General features: G+C 50.1%; 20 protein-coding genes. 8 read left to right on the top strand and 12 right to left on the bottom strand.

Annotated features, from left to right (window positions below; translation table 11 throughout):
• Window positions 1-4: 4 nt before the first annotated feature.
• Window positions 5-484: a MarR family winged helix-turn-helix transcriptional regulator gene (locus E2F51_RS18370; protein ID WP_013202253.1), complete on the bottom strand. Its 480-nt coding sequence runs from the start codon at window positions 482-484 to the stop codon at window positions 5-7.
• A 64-nt stretch (window positions 485-548) separates the two neighbouring features.
• On the opposite strand from E2F51_RS18370, the gene E2F51_RS18365 reads away from it, so the two are divergent.
• Entirely contained in the window at window positions 549-1502 is a 954-nt protein-coding gene (locus tag E2F51_RS18365; RefSeq protein WP_134824191.1) for a zinc-binding alcohol dehydrogenase family protein, read from the top strand.
• Window positions 1503-1575: 73 nt separating this feature from the next.
• Here the strand turns inward: E2F51_RS18365 and E2F51_RS18360 are convergent, their stop codons facing one another.
• The 4 genes from E2F51_RS18360 to E2F51_RS18340 form a co-directional block, all read right to left on the bottom strand.
• Complete coding sequence (locus tag E2F51_RS18360) at window positions 1576-2436, bottom strand: alpha/beta hydrolase (protein WP_134824190.1); 861 nt, start codon at window positions 2434-2436, stop codon at window positions 1576-1578.
• A gap of 313 nt (window positions 2437-2749) precedes the next feature.
• Window positions 2750-3229 (bottom strand): type VI secretion system tube protein TssD, encoded by a 480-nt coding sequence (locus E2F51_RS18355; protein ID WP_134824189.1) that lies wholly within the window; start codon window positions 3227-3229, stop codon window positions 2750-2752.
• A 239-nt stretch (window positions 3230-3468) separates the two neighbouring features.
• A complete protein-coding gene (locus E2F51_RS18345; RefSeq protein ID WP_134824187.1) occupies window positions 3469-4158 on the bottom strand; it encodes a hypothetical protein in 690 nt (229 codons plus the stop codon).
• A 266-nt stretch (window positions 4159-4424) separates the two neighbouring features.
• Window positions 4425-5093 (bottom strand): SDR family oxidoreductase, encoded by a 669-nt coding sequence (locus E2F51_RS18340; RefSeq protein WP_134824186.1) that lies wholly within the window; start codon window positions 5091-5093, stop codon window positions 4425-4427.
• Window positions 5094-5269: 176 nt separating this feature from the next.
• Between E2F51_RS18340 and E2F51_RS18335 the strand changes: the two genes are divergently transcribed.
• From E2F51_RS18335 to lanM, 4 genes are all read left to right on the top strand, one after another.
• Window positions 5270-6253, top strand: a complete 984-nt coding sequence (locus tag E2F51_RS18335) for an MDR family oxidoreductase (RefSeq protein ID WP_134824185.1) — start codon at window positions 5270-5272, stop codon at window positions 6251-6253.
• Between the two features lie 510 nt (window positions 6254-6763).
• On the top strand, window positions 6764-6931 hold the full coding sequence (locus E2F51_RS23885) for a hypothetical protein (protein ID WP_013202247.1): 168 nt from the start codon (window positions 6764-6766) through the stop codon (window positions 6929-6931).
• Window positions 6932-7024: 93 nt separating this feature from the next.
• Window positions 7025-7183: a hypothetical protein gene (locus tag E2F51_RS23880; RefSeq protein WP_013202246.1), complete on the top strand. Its 159-nt coding sequence runs from the start codon at window positions 7025-7027 to the stop codon at window positions 7181-7183.
• Between the two features lie 63 nt (window positions 7184-7246).
• The gene (lanM, locus tag E2F51_RS18330; RefSeq protein WP_167738414.1) at window positions 7247-10030 is read left to right on the top strand and encodes a type 2 lanthipeptide synthetase LanM; all 2784 of its coding nucleotides are present in this window, start codon (window positions 7247-7249) and stop codon (window positions 10028-10030) included.
• A 100-nt stretch (window positions 10031-10130) separates the two neighbouring features.
• Here the strand turns inward: lanM and idnD are convergent, their stop codons facing one another.
• The 4 genes from idnD to E2F51_RS18310 form a co-directional block, all read right to left on the bottom strand.
• Window positions 10131-11174: an L-idonate 5-dehydrogenase gene (gene idnD / locus E2F51_RS18325; protein ID WP_134824183.1), complete on the bottom strand. Its 1044-nt coding sequence runs from the start codon at window positions 11172-11174 to the stop codon at window positions 10131-10133.
• Between the two features lie 9 nt (window positions 11175-11183).
• On the bottom strand, window positions 11184-12545 hold the full coding sequence (locus E2F51_RS18320; protein ID WP_134824913.1) for an MFS transporter: 1362 nt from the start codon (window positions 12543-12545) through the stop codon (window positions 11184-11186).
• Window positions 12546-12567: 22 nt separating this feature from the next.
• Entirely contained in the window at window positions 12568-13857 is a 1290-nt protein-coding gene (locus tag E2F51_RS18315) for an MFS transporter (RefSeq protein WP_134824182.1), read from the bottom strand.
• An 86-nt stretch (window positions 13858-13943) separates the two neighbouring features.
• Window positions 13944-14711, bottom strand: coding sequence for an SDR family oxidoreductase (locus E2F51_RS18310; protein WP_134824181.1), 768 nt, complete (start codon window positions 14709-14711; stop codon window positions 13944-13946).
• A gap of 362 nt (window positions 14712-15073) precedes the next feature.
• Between E2F51_RS18310 and E2F51_RS18305 the strand changes: the two genes are divergently transcribed.
• Window positions 15074-15781: a FadR/GntR family transcriptional regulator gene (locus E2F51_RS18305; protein ID WP_134824180.1), complete on the top strand. Its 708-nt coding sequence runs from the start codon at window positions 15074-15076 to the stop codon at window positions 15779-15781.
• Window positions 15782-15865: 84 nt separating this feature from the next.
• Window positions 15866-17119: an enolase C-terminal domain-like protein gene (locus tag E2F51_RS18300; RefSeq protein ID WP_013202239.1), complete on the top strand. Its 1254-nt coding sequence runs from the start codon at window positions 15866-15868 to the stop codon at window positions 17117-17119.
• Window positions 17120-17122: 3 nt separating this feature from the next.
• On the opposite strand, the gene E2F51_RS18295 is transcribed toward E2F51_RS18300, so the two are convergent.
• Complete coding sequence (locus tag E2F51_RS18295; protein ID WP_013202238.1) at window positions 17123-17647, bottom strand: GNAT family N-acetyltransferase; 525 nt, start codon at window positions 17645-17647, stop codon at window positions 17123-17125.
• 343 nt (window positions 17648-17990) lie between these two features.
• Between E2F51_RS18295 and proX the strand changes: the two genes are divergently transcribed.
• Window positions 17991-18986 (top strand): glycine betaine/L-proline ABC transporter substrate-binding protein ProX, encoded by a 996-nt coding sequence (gene proX, locus E2F51_RS18290; protein WP_134824179.1) that lies wholly within the window; start codon window positions 17991-17993, stop codon window positions 18984-18986.
• Between the two features lie 70 nt (window positions 18987-19056).
• Here the strand turns inward: proX and E2F51_RS18285 are convergent, their stop codons facing one another.
• Both E2F51_RS18285 and E2F51_RS18280 read right to left on the bottom strand, forming a co-directional pair.
• Complete coding sequence (locus tag E2F51_RS18285; RefSeq protein WP_134824178.1) at window positions 19057-20526, bottom strand: catalase; 1470 nt, start codon at window positions 20524-20526, stop codon at window positions 19057-19059.
• Window positions 20527-20626: 100 nt separating this feature from the next.
• Window positions 20627-21433, bottom strand: a complete 807-nt coding sequence (locus tag E2F51_RS18280) for a DUF1460 domain-containing protein (RefSeq protein ID WP_371732140.1) — start codon at window positions 21431-21433, stop codon at window positions 20627-20629.
• Window positions 21434-21536 lie beyond the last annotated feature (103 nt).

Here is a 21536-nt window from a genome sequence, read left to right as displayed (position 1 = left end):
CCGGTCAGGCAATCTTGCTCTTCAACGCCGTGGCGTACTTGCTCATCAGCCTGACCAGCTGTTCAACATCTTCTTCCTGCCAGCTGGCGAAGATCTCCTTCGCCATTCTTTCCCTCGCCGCATCAACATGATCGGTCATGGTTTTGCCTTTAGGCGTGATAACCGCTTCTCGGACCCGACGATCGGCTTCGCTGGGGCGACGCTCTACCAGTTCACTGTTCTCTAACTTGGCCACCTGGCGACTGACGGTGGTGTAATCGCGCCCAACCCGTTCCGCCAGTTCCACCACGCCAATTGGCCCAAAGCGTTCAATTCCCACCAGTAACGGGAACAGGGCGCGTTCCAGATTGATCCCGGCTTCTTTAATCAGCACCTCATCGCCCTGTGGGCGGTTGATCACCGCGACAATTTCCAGTATCGCCCGATGCAGCTTATGCAACTGCTGGCTGATATGTGTATTTTGCACATTATTGCTTGACGACATACGACCTCCAATTTAATGTGTGCATTATACACCTAATTATTCATGCACCGACAGAGGGAAATTCATGAAAGCAGCCATAGTAACAAAAGCAGGGCAGTTACCGGTTTACGGGGACTTTGCAGAACCGGTCGCCACGGACAATGCTCAAAGGATCGTGGTGAAAGCCGCGGCGTTGAGTCATCTGGTAAAAAATCGCGCGTCAGGCAACCATTACAGCGCCAGCGGGCAATACCCGTTTATCGCCGGTATTGATGGCGTGGGTATTCAGGACGATGGGCAGCGGGTCTATTTTATCAAGCCGGTAGCGCCTTACGGCAGCATGGCAGAGCAGACCTTAGTGCCGGCCGCTCAGTGCATCGCGCTGGCGGATGATCTGGACGACATAACTGCGGCCGCGATTGCCAATCCCGGAATGTCTTCCTGGGCGGCATTAACGGAACGGGCGCAGCTGCAGATCGGCGAAACGGTGCTGATCAATGGCGCAACCGGCATATCGGGCAAGCTGGCGGTGCAGATTGCCCGCTATCTCGGGGCCAAAAAGATTATCGCTACCGGACGCAATCCCGCCGTGTTGGAGCAACTGATGCTGTTAGGGGCAGATGTGGTGATCCCGCTGACGCAGGAAGAGGAAGCGTTAAACGCACAGTTCGGCGAACAGTTTGCGCAGGGTGTCGATGTGGTGATCGATTATCTGTGGGGCAAGTCCGCCGGGCAGTTGCTGACATCCGCCGCAAAAATGGCGGAAGACGGCAAGCCAGTGCGCTTTGTGCAGGTCGGGTCAATGAGCGGCAATGAGATCACCTTATCCAGCGCAATTCTGCGCTCAAAGGCAATCGCCCTGATGGGCAGCGGATTGGGCAGCGTGTCCGATCGGGGATTACTGCGTACGCTGAAAGGATTGCTGAAAGCCGCCGTACCGGCTGGATTCCAGCTCGCCACCAACCCAGTGACGTTGTCACGCGTAGCGGAGGTCTGGGAAGCGGATGACAGCGCTGCACGCACGGTGTTTACGGTTTAACGTTGGGCTTCAAATTGCGATACGTTTTCAACGCGGCGGGTGATGTTCATCCCGCCGTGCGATTTCAGCGGTATTACAGGTGGGTTTTAAACCATGAGGTTTGAACGTCGATTACCTGCTTAAAGTGCTCGCCGGTATAGATGTCGTAATGACGGGCATCGGCTTGCTCATATAACCTTTTTTCTTTAGCACCGACCGCTTCAAACAACGCGCGCCCCTGCTCAGGTGGATTAACCCGGTCCTCGCCGGCGATAACTACCAGCGTCGGGCAGGTGACCTGTGCCGCATTCAGGGCAGGTTTATACAGCAGGGTTTCTCGTACGGTAAGAAAGGGTATTTTGATATCCATCCTGGGATACTGCGACCTGTTTTCTTCAAAGAAAGCTTTTGACTCATCATCACTCAAAACGCGGTTAACGCTAACAAACATCTCTTTTCCGGTAATCTTCTGCTTTTCAGCCATCTTATTCAGGGTTAACAGAAACGCCTCTTTATCTGAGTCATTCATTTTTCCTGTAACGATCTCTTCTCCATCCGCAAAGGCCAGCTGGCTGACAATGCATTTTATGGCCGGTTCTCTGGCTGCGGCGCCAAATACATGACAGCCACCAAATGATGTTCCCCACAGGCCAATACGCTGTGCGTCCAGCGAGGGCTGCGCTTTGGCCCAATTCACAACAGCAATAATATCGTCAATCTGCATGGCGGGTACCAGACGTCCGCGTTCACCATCGCTATCGCCGAAACCGCGATAGTCGAAGGTAATGGTCGCGAATCCGGCGCGGGTAAATGCTTCTGCAAAATCAGGCAGTAAAATATCCCTGATACCGCAGAAGCCATGGCACAGAATAATCACCGGAGTGTTGTGGCTGTTCGCAGGAGAGCGAAGCGTCAGGACAATGCCGTCAGAAAGCGTGTGTGTAGAGGTTTCCATTACAAACTATCCTTATAGAATTAACGTGAGCGAAGCGCCAGGAAGAAGTTAGCCATCCTGCCAGAGCGAATTTATTTATTGGATGAAAAAAACAGCCATAATGATTACCAATATAATTAATACGCCAACAATGGCAATAGTCAGTGTATAAAAGTAGCATCCAATAAATAGCGCTATGAAAACTGTTAACAATATTGGTGCAAGAATACAACTTAAAAATACCATTTTTTCTAAAAACCACTTTAAGTCGATTTTAGTCATGTTTATTTAATCCGACTGTAATTTTAATTATACCGAACAGCCTGAGGTGTTCTCATGCACAGACACGCTGGTTCCAGGTGTCACGGTAGATGATATTGGAGTCCGTGTACTTCCAGGTAATCGCTTCATAACGAAGTTCGAGCGTTTCCTGATGCGTGCTGCTCATGCCGCCGGGATACAGGTAAGGTGAAATCGTGGTGATTTTGACGTTTTCCAGAATGATATTGAAATATTCAGCCTCAATACCCGACTCAAGGATTCGATACATCCTGATCGTGGCCTTTTTCAGCGTGCGTCCCTCACATACTGCGCGATATAGAATTGGCGTTGCCTGGTCAAATTCTTTCACAATTTCAATAGCCCGATGGACGCGTGTGCCGGTGAGTTTTCCCCAGTTTGGATCGACAGGAATGGTGACGCCGTGAGAGAAAGACTTTAGCTCAATAGAGCCTGAACGCAACGGCATTAAACAACCGCCAATGATTGGCGAACCATTTTCATCTTCAAGCCATAAATGCGCAGGAGTAGACAAGTTATATCCTTATAAAGTTAATTTAATGTTATGCTGAACGTTAGAACCTTACCCTTTCACGTTTCGGGTGAAAATATATACCATTACTAGGAAGAAAATGGGTATCAGCCAGAGTGGGCTATTAGGAAATAAAAACTCCTTAACTAGTGCAAATATGATTGTCAGCACGGAGGGGCCATAATCAGTAAGTAGTGACCTTGATATCCGAAAAAATAGTCTTTTGATTAGATTATTCATGGTTATCGAATCATCCTGATGATGAGGTTTGCAATCTCTTCATCTGACGCTGATTGCCAGTAAGCATTTGCCCGTTCGAACAAGGGTTCGATCAGGAAGTACATCATTTCCAAATTTTGAGAGTAAAGTGATGCGTAATAAGCAGGGTGGGTATAATGAAGTTTATTGGCACTCTCCGCCGCTTTCTGAACGACGCCATACATCCCAACGCCTTCCAGTAAACCCGCCATCCTGTAACCGGTTAAGGCGCTGACATTGAAACTTAATTTTGTACCGACGGCGACAATTGAGGCAACCGCAAATGCGAATCCTGCCTTTGTAAGTGAGTTTGCTGCTATGTGCACATTTACTGCCATTAACCTTTTTTTTATACGTTCTAATTGATCAGATGTTTTATCTCTAAATATTATTTCAAAATATATTTCCAGCATTGCATAGATCACATCACCATGCAGTATAAGGTAAAAAACAGCTTTATTAAATCGGATATCTTCGGTCATCTGACGCTGACAAACATCTTGATACTCCTCAGTAAAACAAGATGTATAGAACAAGGCACGTTTCGCACCTGCCCCTATCAAATGAATCTTATTTGATACGGCACTACCAACACCTGACATTGCGTGGTCCAGCTTTAATGCGAGGATATTATTAGACTGCAAATAACGTATAACTTCATCTCTGTAGTACATCACTAAATCCCTCAGTTAATGACTCCATCACTCGGTAGAATACACTCCTTTTCTACCGGCAGTCAGCTCCGCTGACCTGACCGCTTCCAGTCATTAATAACATCTACCTTAAATAATCGGTCACATCCCAGCTTAAGACCCAGGAAAAATCCAGGAGTTCAAATTAAACGTGATGGTCTGCAATGCCGAAATTATTAAACTTCGGCATTACAAATTAATAACATTACGAATGGAAAGAATGACGATTATTCAGAAAGCGTCATTGGCTACCAGCTAAGCTGTTTGCCGGCGTAATCAATATAATGATGGCCGCCTTTGCCTGACCAGAGTTGCAGCTGATCGACGATGCAGCTGGTGCTCTCGTTGATGGTGAGAGTGGCGTTTTCTCCGCCCATATCCGTTTGCACCCAGCCCGGATGAACATTTAACAGCGTCTGACCGGTACTCAGTTTGGCCGCTAACGTGCGGGACAGCATATTCAGCGCCATCTTGCTGGCGGAATAGAGCGGGTAGGTTGCGCTGGTATTTTCGTTCAGGCTGGCTAACTGAGAGGTCATCAACGCCAGTACGCCGGTTGAAGAGAGCAGCGGCTGTAATTCCATGCCGCAGCGCACCGGGGAGATGGCGTTAGTCAGGAACAGTGTGGCCAGCTCATCATCTTTGGCCTGTTCGATATCCTGATGATCCGGCCCAAATACACCGGCGTTGACGAAGATCAGGTCAAAGGTTTGCTCTTCAATGGCATTCTTCAGCGTCTGCCGTTGGGTGGGCTCGTTGATGTCGGCGGTCAGCCAGTAAATGCCTGAATCGGAAAGGGGGGCGTTATTTCGGGTGGTGGCCGTCACTTTCCAGCCGCGTTGCGCCAGGGTGTTGGCCAGACCCAGCCCAATGCCGCGTGAAGCACCGATAATCAGCGCCTGTTTTGAGGTTTCCATATGCTTTCCCTTTAGTGAAGAAAAAAAACCGGTGCCCCAACTGTAGCAGATCGGGGTAGCATTCAGTGACTGGCAGCGGATAATGCAGAACAGTCTTGTTTATTCATCACTTTCTGGCAGGCCTGGCCTGCTGTGTTTTCTGATTAAAACAGACCCACGGTCTGAAAGGAGTCAGTATGTTTAAAGCACTTATGGTCCGTAAAGATGACGAAGGCTATCGGGCATGCATCGAAAACCTTGAGCTGTCGGCCTTTCCGGCGGGTGACGTGGTGGTTGACGTTGAATACTCCTCGCTGAATTACAAAGACGCGTTAGCCATCACCGGGCGCGGCCCAATCCTTAAATCCTTCCCGATGGTGCCGGGTATTGATCTTGCCGGCACGGTTAGTGAAAGCGACAGCGCGGATTTCAAACCGGGCGATAAGGTGCTGCTGACCGGCTGGGGCGTCGGCGAAAGCAGCTGGGGTGGTCTGGCGCAGAAAGCAAAAGTCGCCAGCCAGCATCTGGTGCCGCTGCCATCTTCTTTAACGACGCAACAGGCGATGTCGATTGGCACCGCAGGTTTCACTGCCATGCTTTGTGTGGAGGCGCTGGAAGCCTGTGGCATCACTCCTGAGCAAGGTCCGGTGCTGGTAACCGGCGCGTTGGGCGGCGTGGGCAGTTTTGCCATCAGCCTGCTTGCGGCGCTGGGCTACACCGTTGAAGCCTCGACCGGGCGGGTTGAGGAAAATGACTGGCTGCTGAAATCGCTGGGGGCCTCTGCGGTCATCAACCGCGATGAGCTGAACGCGCCCGGCAAGCCGCTGCAAAAATCCCGCTGGAACGCGGCGGTGGACACCGTTGGCAGCCATACGCTGAGTAACGTTTGTGCCAGCCTGAATTACGGCGGCGCGGTTGCCGCCTGCGGCATGGCTCAGGGGATGGATCTGCCTGCCAGCGTCGCGCCTTTTATCCTGCGTGCCGTGACGTTGAAAGGCGTCGACAGCGTACGCTATCCGGCAGAGCGTCGCGCAGCCGTCTGGCAAAGGCTGGCGTCTTTACTGTCACCAGAACAACTGGCCGGTCTTGCCGGTGTTTGTAGGCTGGACGAGGTGGCGGAGAGAGCCGTTGAGCTGCTGGACGGAAAGGTGCGCGGCAGACTGGTGGTGGAGTGCCGCTAAAAAATCAAGGCAATATATATATAAATGCCCTGGATGGCGATCCCGGGCAGATATCATCAATCAATGGGCAATTAGCCTTTAACTTCCTTTTTCCCCGACATCCAAATCCTCCGAGTGAATCGCCATATATAGCTGACTGGCTAATCTCCCTCCTTTATCCTACCCGATCGTAATCTGAGTAATTATCTTTTACCAATATAATGGATGAAATAAGCCAGATCATCACCCGTTAAATCAAAATGAGTTATCTCCAAGTCGGCGACCGAAAGAAACACCTCAGGGATGTGGTTAGGGCGTGAGAAGATAACTTATTGATTTTAGGTGCATTGTTCTCATGAAATTTTCATGAAACTCTCATAAAAAAATCATTCGGATTTTAAATATCATAAATTTCTCATTAATGGATTTTGCCATGGATTTTTTCATTTGAGTACATTAAATTCTCTACAAGAAATGAGTTCGCTACTGATTAATCATCAGTCCAAATTGATAAAATTAGAGGATAGCAATATGAACCCTATCTATTTCATAACGGCTCAAACGTGCACCATCATCAGCCGGTTAGCGCCGAAGGTTAATGAGAATGATCAACGGTTGTCTGAACTTTTAGAAAAAAACTTCGATGATGTATATGCGGTTATCGAGAAAAAACTTACTGAAAAGCTGAATGCAAAATAAAGGAGGTATTACTTTCATTTTTTACATGATGAGGTTAATAGAAGCCTTTAAATAACCACGTTTTTTAAAAACCAACCACTACTGGAGATTATTATGGAACAAATTAACGCAGAGACCAATGAGATTTTAGAGTGCAATCTTGAAGAATTCGGTAATGTAGAAGACTCATTAGAGTCAGTCAAGCATCATCAGGAAAACTTCATGTGTACCGAACTGGGTTGTTGTAGCATCATTACTTCAACGCTTTATTAATTGTTGAAATTAAATGGGGTTGATTAATCCAACCCCATTTTTTATAAAATGGCGCCTGAAAATATGAATGCATATACGAAAACATTAGAAGCCATCCTCAAAAAATATCCTGAAGCCAAAGATATTTATAGTGAGGTAGTAGGGGGGGGATTTGAATGCGAAGAGACTATTCACCCTGAGACTTTATTTGTTAAAGCCAATAGAGAAAGAATTCGCGATCGATTTTATCATTATGATCTTTCTCTAAATAATGCTAATGATTTCTTATGTGTTTTTAAAGATACTTTAACAAACGCAATAGCCGATGAGGTAAAATCTTTTCTTTATCAATTTAGGGATGTTTGCCATAATTTAGATGCGTTAGAAAATGATTTTTATAATCAGATTAAAATTAAATTGCCTGAGGATATTCGGCAGTTGTGCCTTTTCATCTCTAAAATGAATGCATCAACTAAAAATAAGATGGATAGCTGGGATAAGTTATTTACTACCTATCCTTCACTGCTTGATAAAGTCACATCTTATGCTGGGCATATGATGTATTCTTTTACCGATGTTTTGCATAACCTTGCTTCTGATAAAGAAATCGTTGCCAGAAATTTTGATATGGCAGATTACAGAGTATCAAAAATCGACATTTCAATGGGTGATTACCATTCTTTTGGCCAATGCGTCTCAAAGATAGTGTTTACTAACTCACTTGAGATTATTTATAAACCACGGACTGCAAAAAATGAACTCATTGTTTGTGAGCTTTTGGATTTATTAAAGCATGATCTAGGATATTTGAAAATTGGCATTCCTAAATGCATTGATAGGGTTACACATAGTTGGCATGAAAAGATAACCTTTAAAGACAGTTTGTCATCTGAAGAAATTTCACGTTTTTATGAAAACATTGGTGCAGCCGTAGGGCTATTCCATATGCTTAATGCAGGTGACTTTCATTTCGAAAACATTATATGTTCAAATGATATTCCCTTCTTTGTAGATTTAGAGTGTATTTTTTCTGGCGTAATAAAGACCAGTGATTTCTCAAATTCAGTCCTTACTACCTGCATTCTTCCAGGCCTTTCTGGAAGTACAGTTGATCGCTTCACTTGCGGCATCGGTGAAAGAGATCTCAATGGTGAGGTTGAAAAACAGGTTTTGTACATTGATGAAGATAATGAAATCATCAAGGGCAAGCAAACTGTTAAGATCCCCAACTTCCATAACAGGCCTGTAAGATATCGGTCTGACATATCAAATTGTGAGTTAAGAAAATCCGTTGCCAAAGGATTTGAGTGCATGATGAATGCTTTTAGTAAAAACATAAAAATTATAAGCATTCTAATCAATAAAAAAGAGTTACCTGGACGTCTCCTTTTGAGATCGAGCAAATACTACGGTGATGTGATTAATTTTTCAAGTCATCCCAGATACACGCTTTTCCCTAAACTTAGATCGCTCTTTATAGCATGTGCAGTGTATGATAAAACAAAGCCCATAGAGATAATTAAATATGAGTTTCAGTCTATTTATCAAAATATAATTCCAATTTTCTATTATGACATACTTAATGGTGAGTTTTTCCTCGGGGACAAAACGAAAATTGAACTTGATGAAAATTCGGAGTTTTTCAAAAAACTATATACCTTCAAAGAACTTAATGAAAAACATCTTAATAATGAAGCCTCCACTCATGCAATGTTGTATCAGCGGCATCTTTTGAATATGTCCTTATGGTCACTGCTACCATCAGTAAAGCCTCTGAATACAAGTAGTAACGATAATCAGGAATACATCAACTTCCTTAAGGGGAGTGCAGTCAAACATAATGGAAATGATGTATGGCTGGGTGTTAAAAAAGACTACTTTGGCGCAACAACGATCCTTAAAAGGAATGATGATCTTTATGACGGCCTTGCTGGCCCAATGATAATTCAGTTGTGTGATTTTATAGAATCCCCAACGCTTTTAAAAGAAAATGCTTTATTCAATCTTTATGAGAAAGCGGATGCGCAAAGGGAAGGCGATACTTATGGTATCTTCGAGTCCAATGGAGGGCTTTTATACATTGACTATCTGTTTGTGAAAAACTTTGGCACGGAACACGTTGAACGCTTTATGAAAAGATTAGAAAATGTCATTTCATTGTTTAATAGGAATAAAAAGTTTGATGTTATTAGTGGTGCTTCTGGGATCCTAATATTATGTTGTAGAGTATATTCTAAATCCCCTAATAACAAATTGCTATCCATAATATCATATTTAGCAGGGCAAATATTAAGTAGTTCAAAAAAAATTGATGATGAATGCATTACATGGGGGAAGAAATGGACGGGTTTCTCGCATGGTAATTCAGGCATTGCTTATTCGCTTGTACTTGCAAATAACATTTTGAATCGCAAGGACATTAACACGTTAATTCTTAAGTCTCTTAATTATGAAAAACGCTTCAAAATAAAATCGGGTTGGAAAGGGGTTGAGTTTCATGATAATGATACTGACTTCAATGCTTGGTGTAATGGGGCCCCAGGAATATATATGTCCCGCCAGGCAATAAGAGCAGAAGGCCTGAATATTTCAGGTGAAATTATGGATATTTTAGAGTCTGATATTAGTCATTATTTTAAAACTGCCGACGCCCGAGGTGTTAATAGTGCTAAATCCTTATGTCATGGGATTTATGGAAATACTATAATACAACGAGAAGATTTCTCGTCTCGGTTCCCTGTTGACCTGGACTTGAATAACCTTAGCGAAGAGAAGTCCTTAATGACCGGTGCTATTGGTGCAGTTTATGCTAATTTCATGCTTAAAAATAATCACTGCGACATGCCAAATGTTTTACTTTTAAAATAAAATGATATATCGAGAATTTCAAACATAGTTAGAATTCTGTGAGAACGCGTATTTCATGCCTGCAGAGAGTGCCCGGGATGGCGATCCCGGGCAGTCAGCATTAACTAAAGGTCAGCTGGACTTTGGCGGCCTGGCTTTTATCGCTGGCCATCTCCAGCGCTTTCACCACGTCCTGCTGCGGGAACACCGCAGAAAGCAGCGGCAGAGGATTAATGCGACCACTCTCCAGCCAGCGCACGGCAATGTCGAACTCATTGATAAAGCGGAATGAACCGACCAGCTCAATCTCTTTCACCAGCATCAACCCCAGCGGGAAGTCAACCGTCGCGGCACCCATGCCGAGCTGAACAATCCGACCTTTCGGACGGGTAAAGCCCACGGTGGAAGCAATGGCCGCCGGCGCGCCAGATGCCTCAAAGCAGACGTCAAAATAGCCGCTGTTTTCCTGCCATTTACCGGTGACCTCGCCATCGGTGGGATCGGCCGCTTTCGAGGCGCCCATTTCTAACGCCAGCGCACGGCAACGATCGCTCATATCGGTGGCGATAATCTCTGAAGCGCCTGCCGCAAAGGCTGCCGCAATCACCAGACAGCCAATCGGCCCGGAACCGGTCACCAGCACTTTTTTGCCGACCAGGTCACCCGCCTGATGTACCGCATGAATTGCCACGGCCAACGGTTCGGCAAAGGCGATCACCTTTGCATCGGCCTTATCGGAATAGGGCACACATTGCGCCGGGCTGACCGCGACAAAGCTGGCAAAGCCGCCCTGAACGTGCGGGAAGAACTGCGCGCTGCCCATAAATTTCATGGTGCGACACAGGTTCTGCTTACCCGACAGGCAAAATTCACAGGCGTTACAGGGTTGGGATGGATTCACCGCCACGCGCTGACCGACCTTCAGCCCGCTGTCTGCCGGGGCTTCCGCAATGCGACCAACAAATTCGTGGCCCAGCGTCATTGGCTCTTTCAGCACTGACATCCCCGCACGGCCATGCTGGAAATAGTGAATATCCGAGCCACAAATCCCGCCGCGTTCAACCTGTACCAGCACCTGGTCATCCGCGCATTCAATGGTGCGCGACTGGTTGCTGACGTCATGCGCGGCACTGACCACGCTGGCAACTATCTCTTTCTGCTTCATAACAAATCCTCAGGCTTTGGACGGGTTTTTGAACGGTTTCTGCGGCTCTTTTTCTTGCCCCCGATCGTCCGGTAGCGAAATCACCTCAATTTTACCCACCAGTAATAAGTAGGCGAGAAAACCGATCAGCGCCACGGCGGCGATATACCACATGGCGTACTGGAAGTTTTGCGTGCGTTGCAGGATCACGCCAATCACGATCGGGCTGATAATCCCGGAAAGGTTACCGAAAATGTTGAGAAATCCACCGATGGTGCCAATCAAATGACGGGGGATCACATCACTGCATACCACCCAACCCAGATTGGAAAACGCATTGGCGAAGAAGGCCACCGACAGGATGGCGATGGCGATGGTCGGGCTGTGCTGGAAGAAATTCACCAGCGCGATCGACGTCGTCACCAGCAAACCGGCCATCACCGGCAGCTTGCGGGCAAAGGTGCGGCTGTGGCCTTTTTTCAGCAGCATATCGCTCAGGGTTCCACCGCACAGCACCCCAGCCATCGCCATCAGGTAAGGAAACATCGCGCCGATACCGGCTTTGGCAATTGATAAGCCCAGTCCTTTCTCCAGATAGACAATAAACCACGTCAGGAAGAAATAGAGTGTGGAGGAGGCCGCAAACTGGGCAATAAACAGTCCCCAGACGGTGCGCTGACGCAGAATGTGCTTAACACTGGCCCAGTTTACTTTGTCATTCCCCCCTTGCTGATTGGCCGAGCCGTAACCGCCACCGTCACGTATGTAGGCCAGCTCGGCGTCGTTAACCTTGTTACTGTCCTGCGGATCGCGGTAGGCAATCAGCCAGTAGATGCCAAAAATAATTCCCACGCCGCCCGAAAGATAGAACGAGGCTTCCCAGCCATATTCGGCCACGATAAACGACAGTAACGGCGTCAATAAGGCCAGGCCAATGTACTGCGCGCTGGAGTAAAACGCCGTGGCGCGCGCCCGTTCATGGTCCGGGAACCAGCTGGCAATGATCTTGGTATTGGACGGGAACGAGGGCGCTTCCGCCACGCCAATTAACGCCCTGCAGACCAGCAGCATCGCAAAGGATGCGGTCGCGGTGGCGAAGATATGGTGAGACGCAAAGCCCATCACAAAGGTGAAGACGCTCCACAGCACGATAGCGCTGCCATACAGGATCCGGGAGCCTACCCGGTCGAGAATATAGCCCACCGGGATCTGGCTCATGGCATAAAACCAGGTAAACATCGAGAACAGCAGTCCGAGCTGCGTCGGGGACAGCTCAAATTGTCCCTGAATATGGGAACCGGCCACCGAGAGATTGGCGCGGTCCATATAATTTATCGCGGTCACCACAAACAGCATCATCAAAATGCTCAGGCGTGAACGGGTCGGTTTCATGATCATTTTTACCTCCCTGTGGTCAGTAAGCTGACGTGGTTTTCGCCACGACCGGCGTCTGACTGCTGAACCGGGTCAGAGCGGTCAGCAGCACTGCAAACACCAGCGATCCGCCCATAAAGACATAAGACGCATCCGGGCTGCCGGTGACGCCATTCAGATAACCGACAATCCACGCGCCGACGAAGGAACCCAGCGCACCAAAGCACACCACAAAGGACATGGCGCCAGCGACCACGTTGCGCGGGATCATTTCAGGGATGGCGGCAAAAAACGGACCGTACGGCGTGTACATTGCGCCGCCGGCGATCACCAGCAGTGCCCAGGAGAGCCAGAAGTGCGACGCACCAATGCTGAACGAGGCGATAAAGCAGACGGCGCCCAGTCCCAGGAACAGCACAACAATTAATTTACGTTGCTGGAATTTATCGGAGAACCAGGATGCGGCGAGCATTAGCGGAATGGCAAGCACATAAGGGGCGGCAGAAAGCCAGCCGGTAGCGACGATGCCGAGCCCGGATGCGGATTTGAGCATCGACGGCAGCCACATAATGAAACCGTACATGCCGATATTCCAGAAGAAGTGGATAAAGGCCAGCGCCAGCACTTTCGGTGAACGAAACGCTTCCCGATCGTTTTTAACCGGTTTGATATTTTCCTGCTCAGCCGCCAGCGCTTCTTCGATGGTTCGCTTTTCGCTGTCGTTCAGCCATTTAGCATCGCGCGGTCGGTCGGCGTACACCGCCCACCAGATAAAGGCCCAGAGGATAGCGGGCACCCCTTCGATAATAAACATTCCGCGCCAGCCAAAGGCATTAACCAGGTAACCGGAGAGGATCGACATCCACAACACGGTAATCGGGTTGCCAAGGAACAAAAAGGTGTTGGCTTTGGAGCGTTCCGCGCGGGTAAACCAGTGGCTGAGGAAGATCAGCATCGCCGGCATCACCACGCTTTCCGCCACACCCAGCAGGAAGCGGATGGCCGCCAGCAGGGCGATGTTGTGCACCATACCGGTGGCCGCAGCCAGTATCCCCCAGAGGATCAGGCTCCAGAAAATCAGACGCTTTGCCGAATGCTTTTCCGCATAAATCCCGCCAGGCACCTGAAAGAAGAAGTAGCCGAGGAAGAACAGGGCGCCCAGCAGAGAAGAGATGCCTGGGGTGATATTCAGATCTTCTGCCAGTCCGGCCGCCGCACCAAAGCCATAATTGGCGCGGTCCAGATAGGCAAGACTGTAAGTGATAAAGGCGATGGGGATCAGTTTCCCCCAGCGGCTGGCGGGCAATGTCCCTGCACGGGTCTGGTTCATGGTAGTACCTCGGCGTTTTCGAACGGTAGGGCACGAGGCCAGGTCTTATTGCCTGGCGGGATTATTATGTTGTGCTCGTGAGACGGTTACAGCGTGGCCAGCCAGCCACCATCGACATAGATGATCTGGCCGTTGACGTAATTAGAGGCGTCAGACGCCAGGTACACGGCGGTGCCAATCAGTTCATCGGGTTTTCCCCAGCGGCCGGAGGGGTTGCTGTTGCGCACCCATTGATCGAACTCAACGTTATCGACCAGCGCCTGGTTCATATCGGTAAGGATGTAGCCGGGACCAATTGCATTACTCTGGATGTTGTACTGTGCCCATTCAGCGGCCATTGATTTGGTCAGCAGCTTGATGCCGCCTTTCGCCGCGGTATAAGGCGCCACCGTGGCGCGGGCGGCCTCGCTGGTCAGCGATCCGATATTGATAATTTTGCCGCCGGTTTTGCGGGATACCATACGTCGGGCGGCGGTTCGGCCGATCAGAAAGGCGCTGGTCAGGTTTACGTCCAGCACGCGCTGCCAGTCACTTAACGCCAGCTCAAGCATCGGCTGACGGAACTGAATGCCGGCGTTGTTGATCACGATATCGACATGAATATCCCGATCGTCGAGCTCCTTAAACACCGCTTCGACCGCGTCTTCATCCGCCACGTTGAACAGGAAGCCATGCGCATTGGCGCCCTGTTCCTTCAACGTGGCCAGCGCCGTCTGCATATGGCTTTCCTGCGTGCCGTTCAGAATGACCGTTGCACCGGCAGCGGCCAGTCCCTGTGCGTAGGCCAGTCCCAGACCGCGAGTTGAACCGGTAATCAGCGCGGTTTTGCCGCTGAGAGAGAACAGTGAAGACATAATCACTCCTGAAAAACTTCATGTAACATGACTAACAAGTTGTGTTTTTAGATCTACGTGAGGCGAGGTAGTTGAGCAATCTACAGGTTAAGAAATTGTAGCCCCGATCACAATAATCTGTGGTGTGGCCACTTTATGCCTTGAATATAGCCTGTAAAAACAGGGTGATGAGGCGGTTTTGTGATTCACTTCACAGTCTGGCACAGTGAAAAACTATTCCTTGCCAGAGAGATATTGGGAGTGCTAAAAAGAGATTCGGACTTGTAGGACAAGCTGATGGTCGACGTCAATCATGCTGTTTTGCTGGTATCAGCAAGCCAGCAGAATAGAATGGCGACATTAACCAGCAACAGGGGAAAGACGTGACACTGGAAAGCGTGCAGAAGCATAACGTGGTGAACGTTATCTACGAGCAAATGAAACAGAATATCCAGGACGGCGTCTGGGAGCCCGGCTGCAAGCTGCCTTCCGAGTCAGAGCTGACGCAGACCTTTAACGTCAGCCGCGTCAGCGTTCGCAGTGCCGTGCAGAAGCTGCGCGATCTGGGCGTGGTGATCACCCATCAGGGCAAGGGCACCTACGTCACCCGTGAGATCGCCCGCTATGGCGCGTTCAGTGACAACCAGCCGATCCTGCACCTGTCGCAGGAAGAGTTTGATGATATGCGGGTGTTTCGTCAGACCGTGGAATTCCGCTGTATGGACCTGGCGGTAGAGAAGGCGACGGATGAGGACATCCGCCAGCTGGAGCAGGCCTTAAACCGCATGCTGGTCAGCAAAGACGACTATAAGAAATATTCGCAGGCCGACTATGATTTCCATCTGGCAATCGTTAAGGCGTCGCATAACAAGGTCTTCATCCATGTGATGGAGTCGCTGAAGAACATTTATATCCATTACCTTGAAGAGTTAAACCGGGTACTGGGGATCACGCTGGAAAGTGTTGAAGCACATATCAAAGTGTTTATGGCACTGAAGAATCGCGACGCGACCACCGCCAGCGAGACGTTAAACAATGCCATGGCCCACAACGTGGACGCGATTACAGAAGTGAAGCTGACAGAGAAATAACCTTAAGAAAACCTCGTCATGAGGTTTTTATTTACCTCTAACATGTAGGACATCATACATCATTGCGGTGATCCGGAGAGACTTATGGAAACGTTGAAAATTACCAACATTAAAACGCTGCTGACCGCCCCGGGTGGTATCGACCTGGTGGTGGTGAAAGTGGAAACCAATCAGCCGGGATTGTACGGCCTCGGCTGCGCCACCTTTACCCAGCGCATTTTTGCCGTGGAAGCCGCAATTGAAAACTATATGAAGCCGTTCCTGATTGGTAAGGATCCGCTGCGCAATGAAGATATCTGGCAGTCGGCGGCGGTCAGCGGTTACTGGCGCAGCGGCCCGGTGATGAACAATGCGCTTTCGGGCGTGGATATGGCGCTGTGGGATATCAAAGGGAAAGTGGCCGGCCTGCCGGTGTACCAGTTGCTGGGCGGACGTTGCCGCGACGGCATTCCGCTCTATCGCCACTGCGATGGTGCCGATGAAGTCGAAGTGGAAGATAACATTCGCGCCAGAATGGAAGAGGGTTATCAGTATGTCCGTTGCCAGATGGGCATGTACGGCGGTGCCGGCACTGACGATCTCAAGCTTATCGCCGGCAAACTGGCGAAGGCGCGCAATATTCAGCCGAAGGTCTCCCCGCGTTCGCAGACGCCGGGCATTTATTTCGATCCGGATGCTTACGCCCGCGCGGTGCCGCGTCTGTTCGATCATCTGCGCAACAAGCTTGGCTTTGGCGTCGAGTTTATCCACGATGTGCATGAACGCATCACGCCGGTTGCGTCGGTGCAGCTGGCCAAGAGCCTGGAGCCCTATCAGCTGTTCTTCCTCGAAGATCCGGTTGCACCGGAGAATATCGACTGGCTGAAAATGATCCGCGCACAGAGCAGCACGCCGATCTCGATGGGTGAGCTGTTTACCCACGTCAACGAGTGGAAACCGTTGATTCAGCAGCAGCTGATTGATTACATCCGTTGCCACGTCAGCACCATTGGCGGCATTACCCCGGCGAAAAAACTGGCTACCTATGCTGAGATCCACGGCGTGCGCACGGCCTGGCACGGACCGGGCGATATCTCGCCGGTGGGCGTGGCAGCCAATTTGCATCTGGATATGAGCGTCACCAACTTCGGAATTCAGGAATATACGCCGGTGAATGATGCGCTGATGGAGGTGTTCCCGGGTTGTCCTGAAATCGATCGCGGCTATGCCTACCTGAGCGATCGTCCGGGACTGGGCGTCGATATTGATGAAGAGAAGGCGAAACGCTTCCCGGTGACCGGTGGCTTGCCGGACTGGACTAACGCACGTTTGCCGGACGGCACCGCCGCCCGACCATAACGCTTAGCGATCCTGAGGTATCGTGGTGTCGCCTTCACCCAGCGTGCATTGCATCATCACGGTATCTACCCAGCGGCCATGCTTAAAGCCCACGGATTTCAGTACGCCGGTCAGCTCAAAACCCAGCGAGCGGTGCAGGGCCAGTGAAGCCACATTTTCACTGTTGCCGACGACGGTCATCACCTGACGGAATCCGGCTTCCTGCGCCTGGCGCAGGCCTTCACCGAGCAACGCGCGGCCAATACCGCGTCCGGCGCAGTCAGGATCGAGATAGATCGAATCCTCCAGCGTAAAGCGATAAGCATAACGCGGGCGGTAGGGCGCCAGGTAGCAGTAGCCGACAACCCGGTGCTCTTCTAATGCCACCAGCCAGAATCCTCCGCTTTCCTGTACTTTCGCAAGCCTTGCCAGCATCTCATCCGCAGTAGGCGGTTCGGTCTCAAAAGTCGCCAGTCCATTAAGGACGTGCCACGCATAAATCTGCTGTATTCCTGCAACATGAGCGGCTTGCGCCGTAACAATTTCCATGAGTTTCTCGTCGGTTGGCTGGTCTGCGCACTATCGTAACGCTGATCGGTTTTTTCCGGCAGAGGTGGCACGCATAGGAAATTCTTATGACGTGGATCGGGCTAAAGACCGGGGTCTGAGAGCCGGACATTTCCGGTTGCCTCAGAATTTCACTGTGGTAGGGTATACCCCGTTAAATATATTGCGGCACTCCCTGATACGTTATTCATGAAATAACCCTCACTCAGCGCAGCAAATATTTACCCAAAAACTGCCAGAGTGGCTGTTGTTATTTGTAAGAGAGTGGCGTGATTTTTTCTTCTATTTTTAGCGTTAACACCTAAAAAAATAAAAAGGACTCATCATGCGAACCAGCGGAATTTTGACGTTAGCCATTACAACCCTTGCCAGTGCATCCCCAGCGTTCTCGGCAACGTTACCAGGCAAAGGTGTAGTGGTTAACGCCGTACAGAGTAGCTTGCCGGAAGAAACCTTCCAGACCGAGCTGGTTAACCGGGCCTTACAGGCGTTAGGTTACGACGTTCAACCGATCAAAGAAGTGGATTACAACGTGGCCTACACGGCGATTGCCAGCGGTGACGCCACCTATATGGCGGTCAATTGGGATCCGCTGCAAAAGGACATGTACGCCTCAGCAGGTGGCGACAATAAATTTTATCGTCAGGGCACCTATATTTCCGGCGCTGCGCAGGGCTATCTGATCGATAAAAAGACCGCGGATAAATATCATATCCACGATATTTCGCAGCTGAAAGATCCCAATATCGCCAAATTATTTGATGCCGATGGCGATGGCAAAGCTGACCTTGCCGGCTGTAATCCAGGCTGGGTATGTGGCTCGGTAATCAGCACCCAGATTGAAGCGTATGGCTTGAGTAATACGGTGGTGCAGAACCAGGGAAATTATTCCGCTATTATCGCCGATACGCTCACCCGATTTAAGGCCGGCAAGCCGGTGCTTTATTATACCTGGACGCCATACTGGGTCAGCGATGAACTTAAGCCTGGGAAAGATGTGGTGTGGTTAACGGTGCCACATTCTGCCAATCCGGGTAGCCAGAAAGATCTGGATACCACTTTACCGAACGGCAAGAATTACGGCTTCCCGGTGAATAACGAACATATCGTCGCCAACAAGGCCTGGACCCAGGCGAATCCGGCCGCAGCGAAGCTGTTTGCGGTGATGAAGCTGCCGCTGGCGGACGTGAATGCGCAAAACCTGCGGATGCATGAAGGACAGGGCAGTTCCGACGATATCGACCGTCATGTGGATGGCTGGATTGCCTCCCATCAGGCGACGTTCGATGGCTGGGTGAAACAGGCTGCTGCTGCCAAATAACGCCGTTTCGCGTGCGTTAAGACAAAAAAAATGGCCTTCATTGCGAAGGCCATTTTGTTATTTAAGAGGATTAGCTGCGTTTCGCCCGTTCGTCAGTGACCTGCTGGGCAATGCGGTCGCCGATGGTCTGGTCGATATTGCGCCAGTATTCAAAGGCGCGCGACAACACCGGTTCCTCAACGCCATTCAGCAGATGGCCGGTAACGTTACTCACCAGACGATCGCGTCCCGCCTGATCCATCACCTTATTGATCAACGTATTGGCCTGGCCAAAATCGTCATCATCGCGGCGCAGGGTGTAAGGCGCGCGCACCATTTCGCCGCTGGACGGCCAGGTGGAGTCGGTCGGATAACGATCGCCATCCGCCACCGGGCCACCTTTGGAGTTAGGCGCATAGACCGGATCGGACACCGGATTCATGCGCATGGCGCCATCTTTGCTGTAGCTGTTCACCGGCGAGTGGGGAGCATTGACCGGGATCTGCTTGTAGTTGACGCCCAGACGCGCACGGTGCGCATCAGCATAAGAGAACACGCGGCCAATCAGCATTTTATCCGGGCTCAGTCCAATGCCGGGCACCAGGTTGTTCGGCTCAAAGGCAGCCTGTTCAATCTGCGCATGGTTATCCGTTGGGTTACGGTTAAGGGTTAATTTGCCCACCGGGATCAGCGGATAATCGCTGTGCGGCCAGACTTTGGTCAGGTCAAACGGGTTAAAGCGGTAGGTTTCCGCTTCGGCAAACGGCATGATTTGCATATGCAGCGTCCAGCTTGGGAACTGGCCGTTTTTGATCGACATGAACAGGTCGCGGGTATGGTAATCACCGTCTTCACCCGCCAGCTTGTCGGCTTCTTCCTGGGTCAGGTTCTCAATACCCTGATCGGTGTGGAAATGGTATTTCACCCAGAACTTCTCGCCCGCCGCATTCACCCACATATAGGTATGGCTGGAGTAGCCGTTCATATGGCGCCAGTTTTTCGGAATGCCGCGATCGCCCATCAGATAGGTCACCTGATGCGCTGACTCGGGTGACAGCGACCAGAAATCCCACTGCATATCGTTATCGCGCAGGTTGTTATCCGCACGACGCTTTTGCGAGCGAATAAAGTGCTGGAACTTCATCGGGTCACGGATAAAGAACACTGGCGTGTTGTTGCCCACCATGTCGTAGTTGCCTTCGGTGGTATAGAACTTGATCGAGAAACCACGCGGATCGCGCCAGGTATCCGGGCTGCCGCGTTCACCGGCAACGGTAGAGAATCGCATCACCAGATCGGTTTTGGTTCCCGGCTGGAAAACGGCGGCTTTGGTGTACTGGCTGACATCATGGGTCACTTCAAAGTGGCCAAAGGCACCGCTGCCTTTCGCATGCGGCTGGCGTTCCGGAATGCGTTCACGGTTAAAGTTCGCCATCTGTTCAATCAGATAGTGATCGTGGAGCAGGACAGGGCCATTCGGCCCGACTGATAATGAGTATTCATCGCTGGCAACCGGGATGCCAGCATCAGTGGTGGTAGGTTTACGTGGATCATTGCTCATTGTTGTCTCTCCGACTTATCGTTTCATCTTGCAGATAAAGATAGAAGAGATAAACAGGAATGCACATCCACAGACTGATTAAGGGCATTCGCTGCGCAAATCAGTCAGACCGCAGCACAACGATTCCCGGTTTCGACTGCATATATTCGATAAAAGGCGAATCCACGACTTTTCTGTTTGCGGCCAGCGAAGAGGCATTTCTGAACCACACCTTACCGTCGTGGCGAACCACAATCCCGACATGTGAAACATCCAGTCCGCTGAGTGGGGAGAAGACACCGACATAATCGCCGGGTTTCAGCCGGTTGAGCAGGTGTCCATTAATGGCCTTGCCGGGAACATAGTTGATTTTACGTGGATGAACGCCAAGGCCGGCAATGTATTCGCCACCGTCGGCTTTGCGGTTAAGTTGCTTGTTAGCGACGAGAAAGTCCGGACTGATCTCGGGCGTGACGTCGCGGGCATTGCGTGGGACGGTGGCGAACCAATCAGTAAAGAAGTGCCGGCGGCTGAGGTAGTCGACGTGCCCCCCGGCATAGCGGATTTTGACAAGGTTATTCAGGAAGGATTTTTGGTCGCGGCTTCGGGTCAGGGCTTCCACGTAGTCGATCAGGGTAAAGCAGTCTACATGGTTGAAATTGGCGACAAGCACTTCCGGGGTATCAGCTCCGCCAATCAGCGTGTCGGCCTGATAGGGCGTGCCGAGAAAGGCTGACGATACCCGGCTGATGACTTCACCGTGGCTTTCACCGGTTGAGGGAATAACGTCTGATTGGAGTATCCGCTGTATGTTTTCAGACGTGACGTTATCGATGAGGGTAGGATATTTTGCTGTTTCTGAGCCGGCACAAGCGGTCAGGAATAATGATATAACGAGAACTGCCCCTGTATTTATCTTCATTTTCATGTCCTTGAAAAGTAAAAAACGCCTTACCTTCACAGCAAATGCTTTGCGTGGCGAAAGAAAAACAACACTGGTTGAGTTTTCGTTGATAAATCACGGCACTGAT

It is taken from the genome of Erwinia sp. QL-Z3 (assembly GCF_004551645.1).
Classification (GTDB): Bacteria; Pseudomonadota; Gammaproteobacteria; order Enterobacterales; family Enterobacteriaceae; genus Erwinia; species Erwinia billingiae.
The sequence above is the reverse complement of the archived record's forward strand: the minus strand, read 5'-3'. Positions and strand labels throughout refer to the sequence as shown.

Coding starts and splice junctions, on each gene's coding strand:
- E2F51_RS18365 (WP_134824191.1), top strand. CDS start 549: ATGAAAGCAGCCATAGTAACAAAAGCAGGGCAGTTACCGGTTTACGGG.
- E2F51_RS18310 (WP_134824181.1), bottom strand. CDS start 14,711: ATGTCTTCACTGTTCTCTCTCAGCGGCAAAACCGCGCTGATTACCGGT.
- E2F51_RS18295 (WP_013202238.1), bottom strand. CDS start 17,647: ATGGAAATTGTTACGGCGCAAGCCGCTCATGTTGCAGGAATACAGCAG.
- E2F51_RS23885 (WP_013202247.1), top strand. CDS start 6,764: ATGAACCCTATCTATTTCATAACGGCTCAAACGTGCACCATCATCAGC.
- E2F51_RS18285 (WP_134824178.1), bottom strand. CDS start 20,526: ATGAGCAATGATCCACGTAAACCTACCACCACTGATGCTGGCATCCCG.
- E2F51_RS18345 (WP_134824187.1), bottom strand. CDS start 4,158: ATGTACTACAGAGATGAAGTTATACGTTATTTGCAGTCTAATAATATC.
- E2F51_RS18315 (WP_134824182.1), bottom strand. CDS start 13,857: ATGAACCAGACCCGTGCAGGGACATTGCCCGCCAGCCGCTGGGGGAAA.
- E2F51_RS18360 (WP_134824190.1), bottom strand. CDS start 2,436: ATGGAAACCTCTACACACACGCTTTCTGACGGCATTGTCCTGACGCTT.
- E2F51_RS23880 (WP_013202246.1), top strand. CDS start 7,025: ATGGAACAAATTAACGCAGAGACCAATGAGATTTTAGAGTGCAATCTT.
- E2F51_RS18335 (WP_134824185.1), top strand. CDS start 5,270: ATGTTTAAAGCACTTATGGTCCGTAAAGATGACGAAGGCTATCGGGCA.
- E2F51_RS18320 (WP_134824913.1), bottom strand. CDS start 12,545: ATGAAACCGACCCGTTCACGCCTGAGCATTTTGATGATGCTGTTTGTG.
- lanM (WP_167738414.1), top strand. CDS start 7,247: ATGAATGCATATACGAAAACATTAGAAGCCATCCTCAAAAAATATCCT.
- E2F51_RS18300 (WP_013202239.1), top strand. CDS start 15,866: ATGGAAACGTTGAAAATTACCAACATTAAAACGCTGCTGACCGCCCCG.
- proX (WP_134824179.1), top strand. CDS start 17,991: ATGCGAACCAGCGGAATTTTGACGTTAGCCATTACAACCCTTGCCAGT.
- E2F51_RS18370 (WP_013202253.1), bottom strand. CDS start 484: ATGTCGTCAAGCAATAATGTGCAAAATACACATATCAGCCAGCAGTTG.
- E2F51_RS18340 (WP_134824186.1), bottom strand. CDS start 5,093: ATGGAAACCTCAAAACAGGCGCTGATTATCGGTGCTTCACGCGGCATT.
- E2F51_RS18280 (WP_371732140.1), bottom strand. CDS start 21,433: ATGAAAATGAAGATAAATACAGGGGCAGTTCTCGTTATATCATTATTC.
- idnD (WP_134824183.1), bottom strand. CDS start 11,174: ATGAAGCAGAAAGAGATAGTTGCCAGCGTGGTCAGTGCCGCGCATGAC.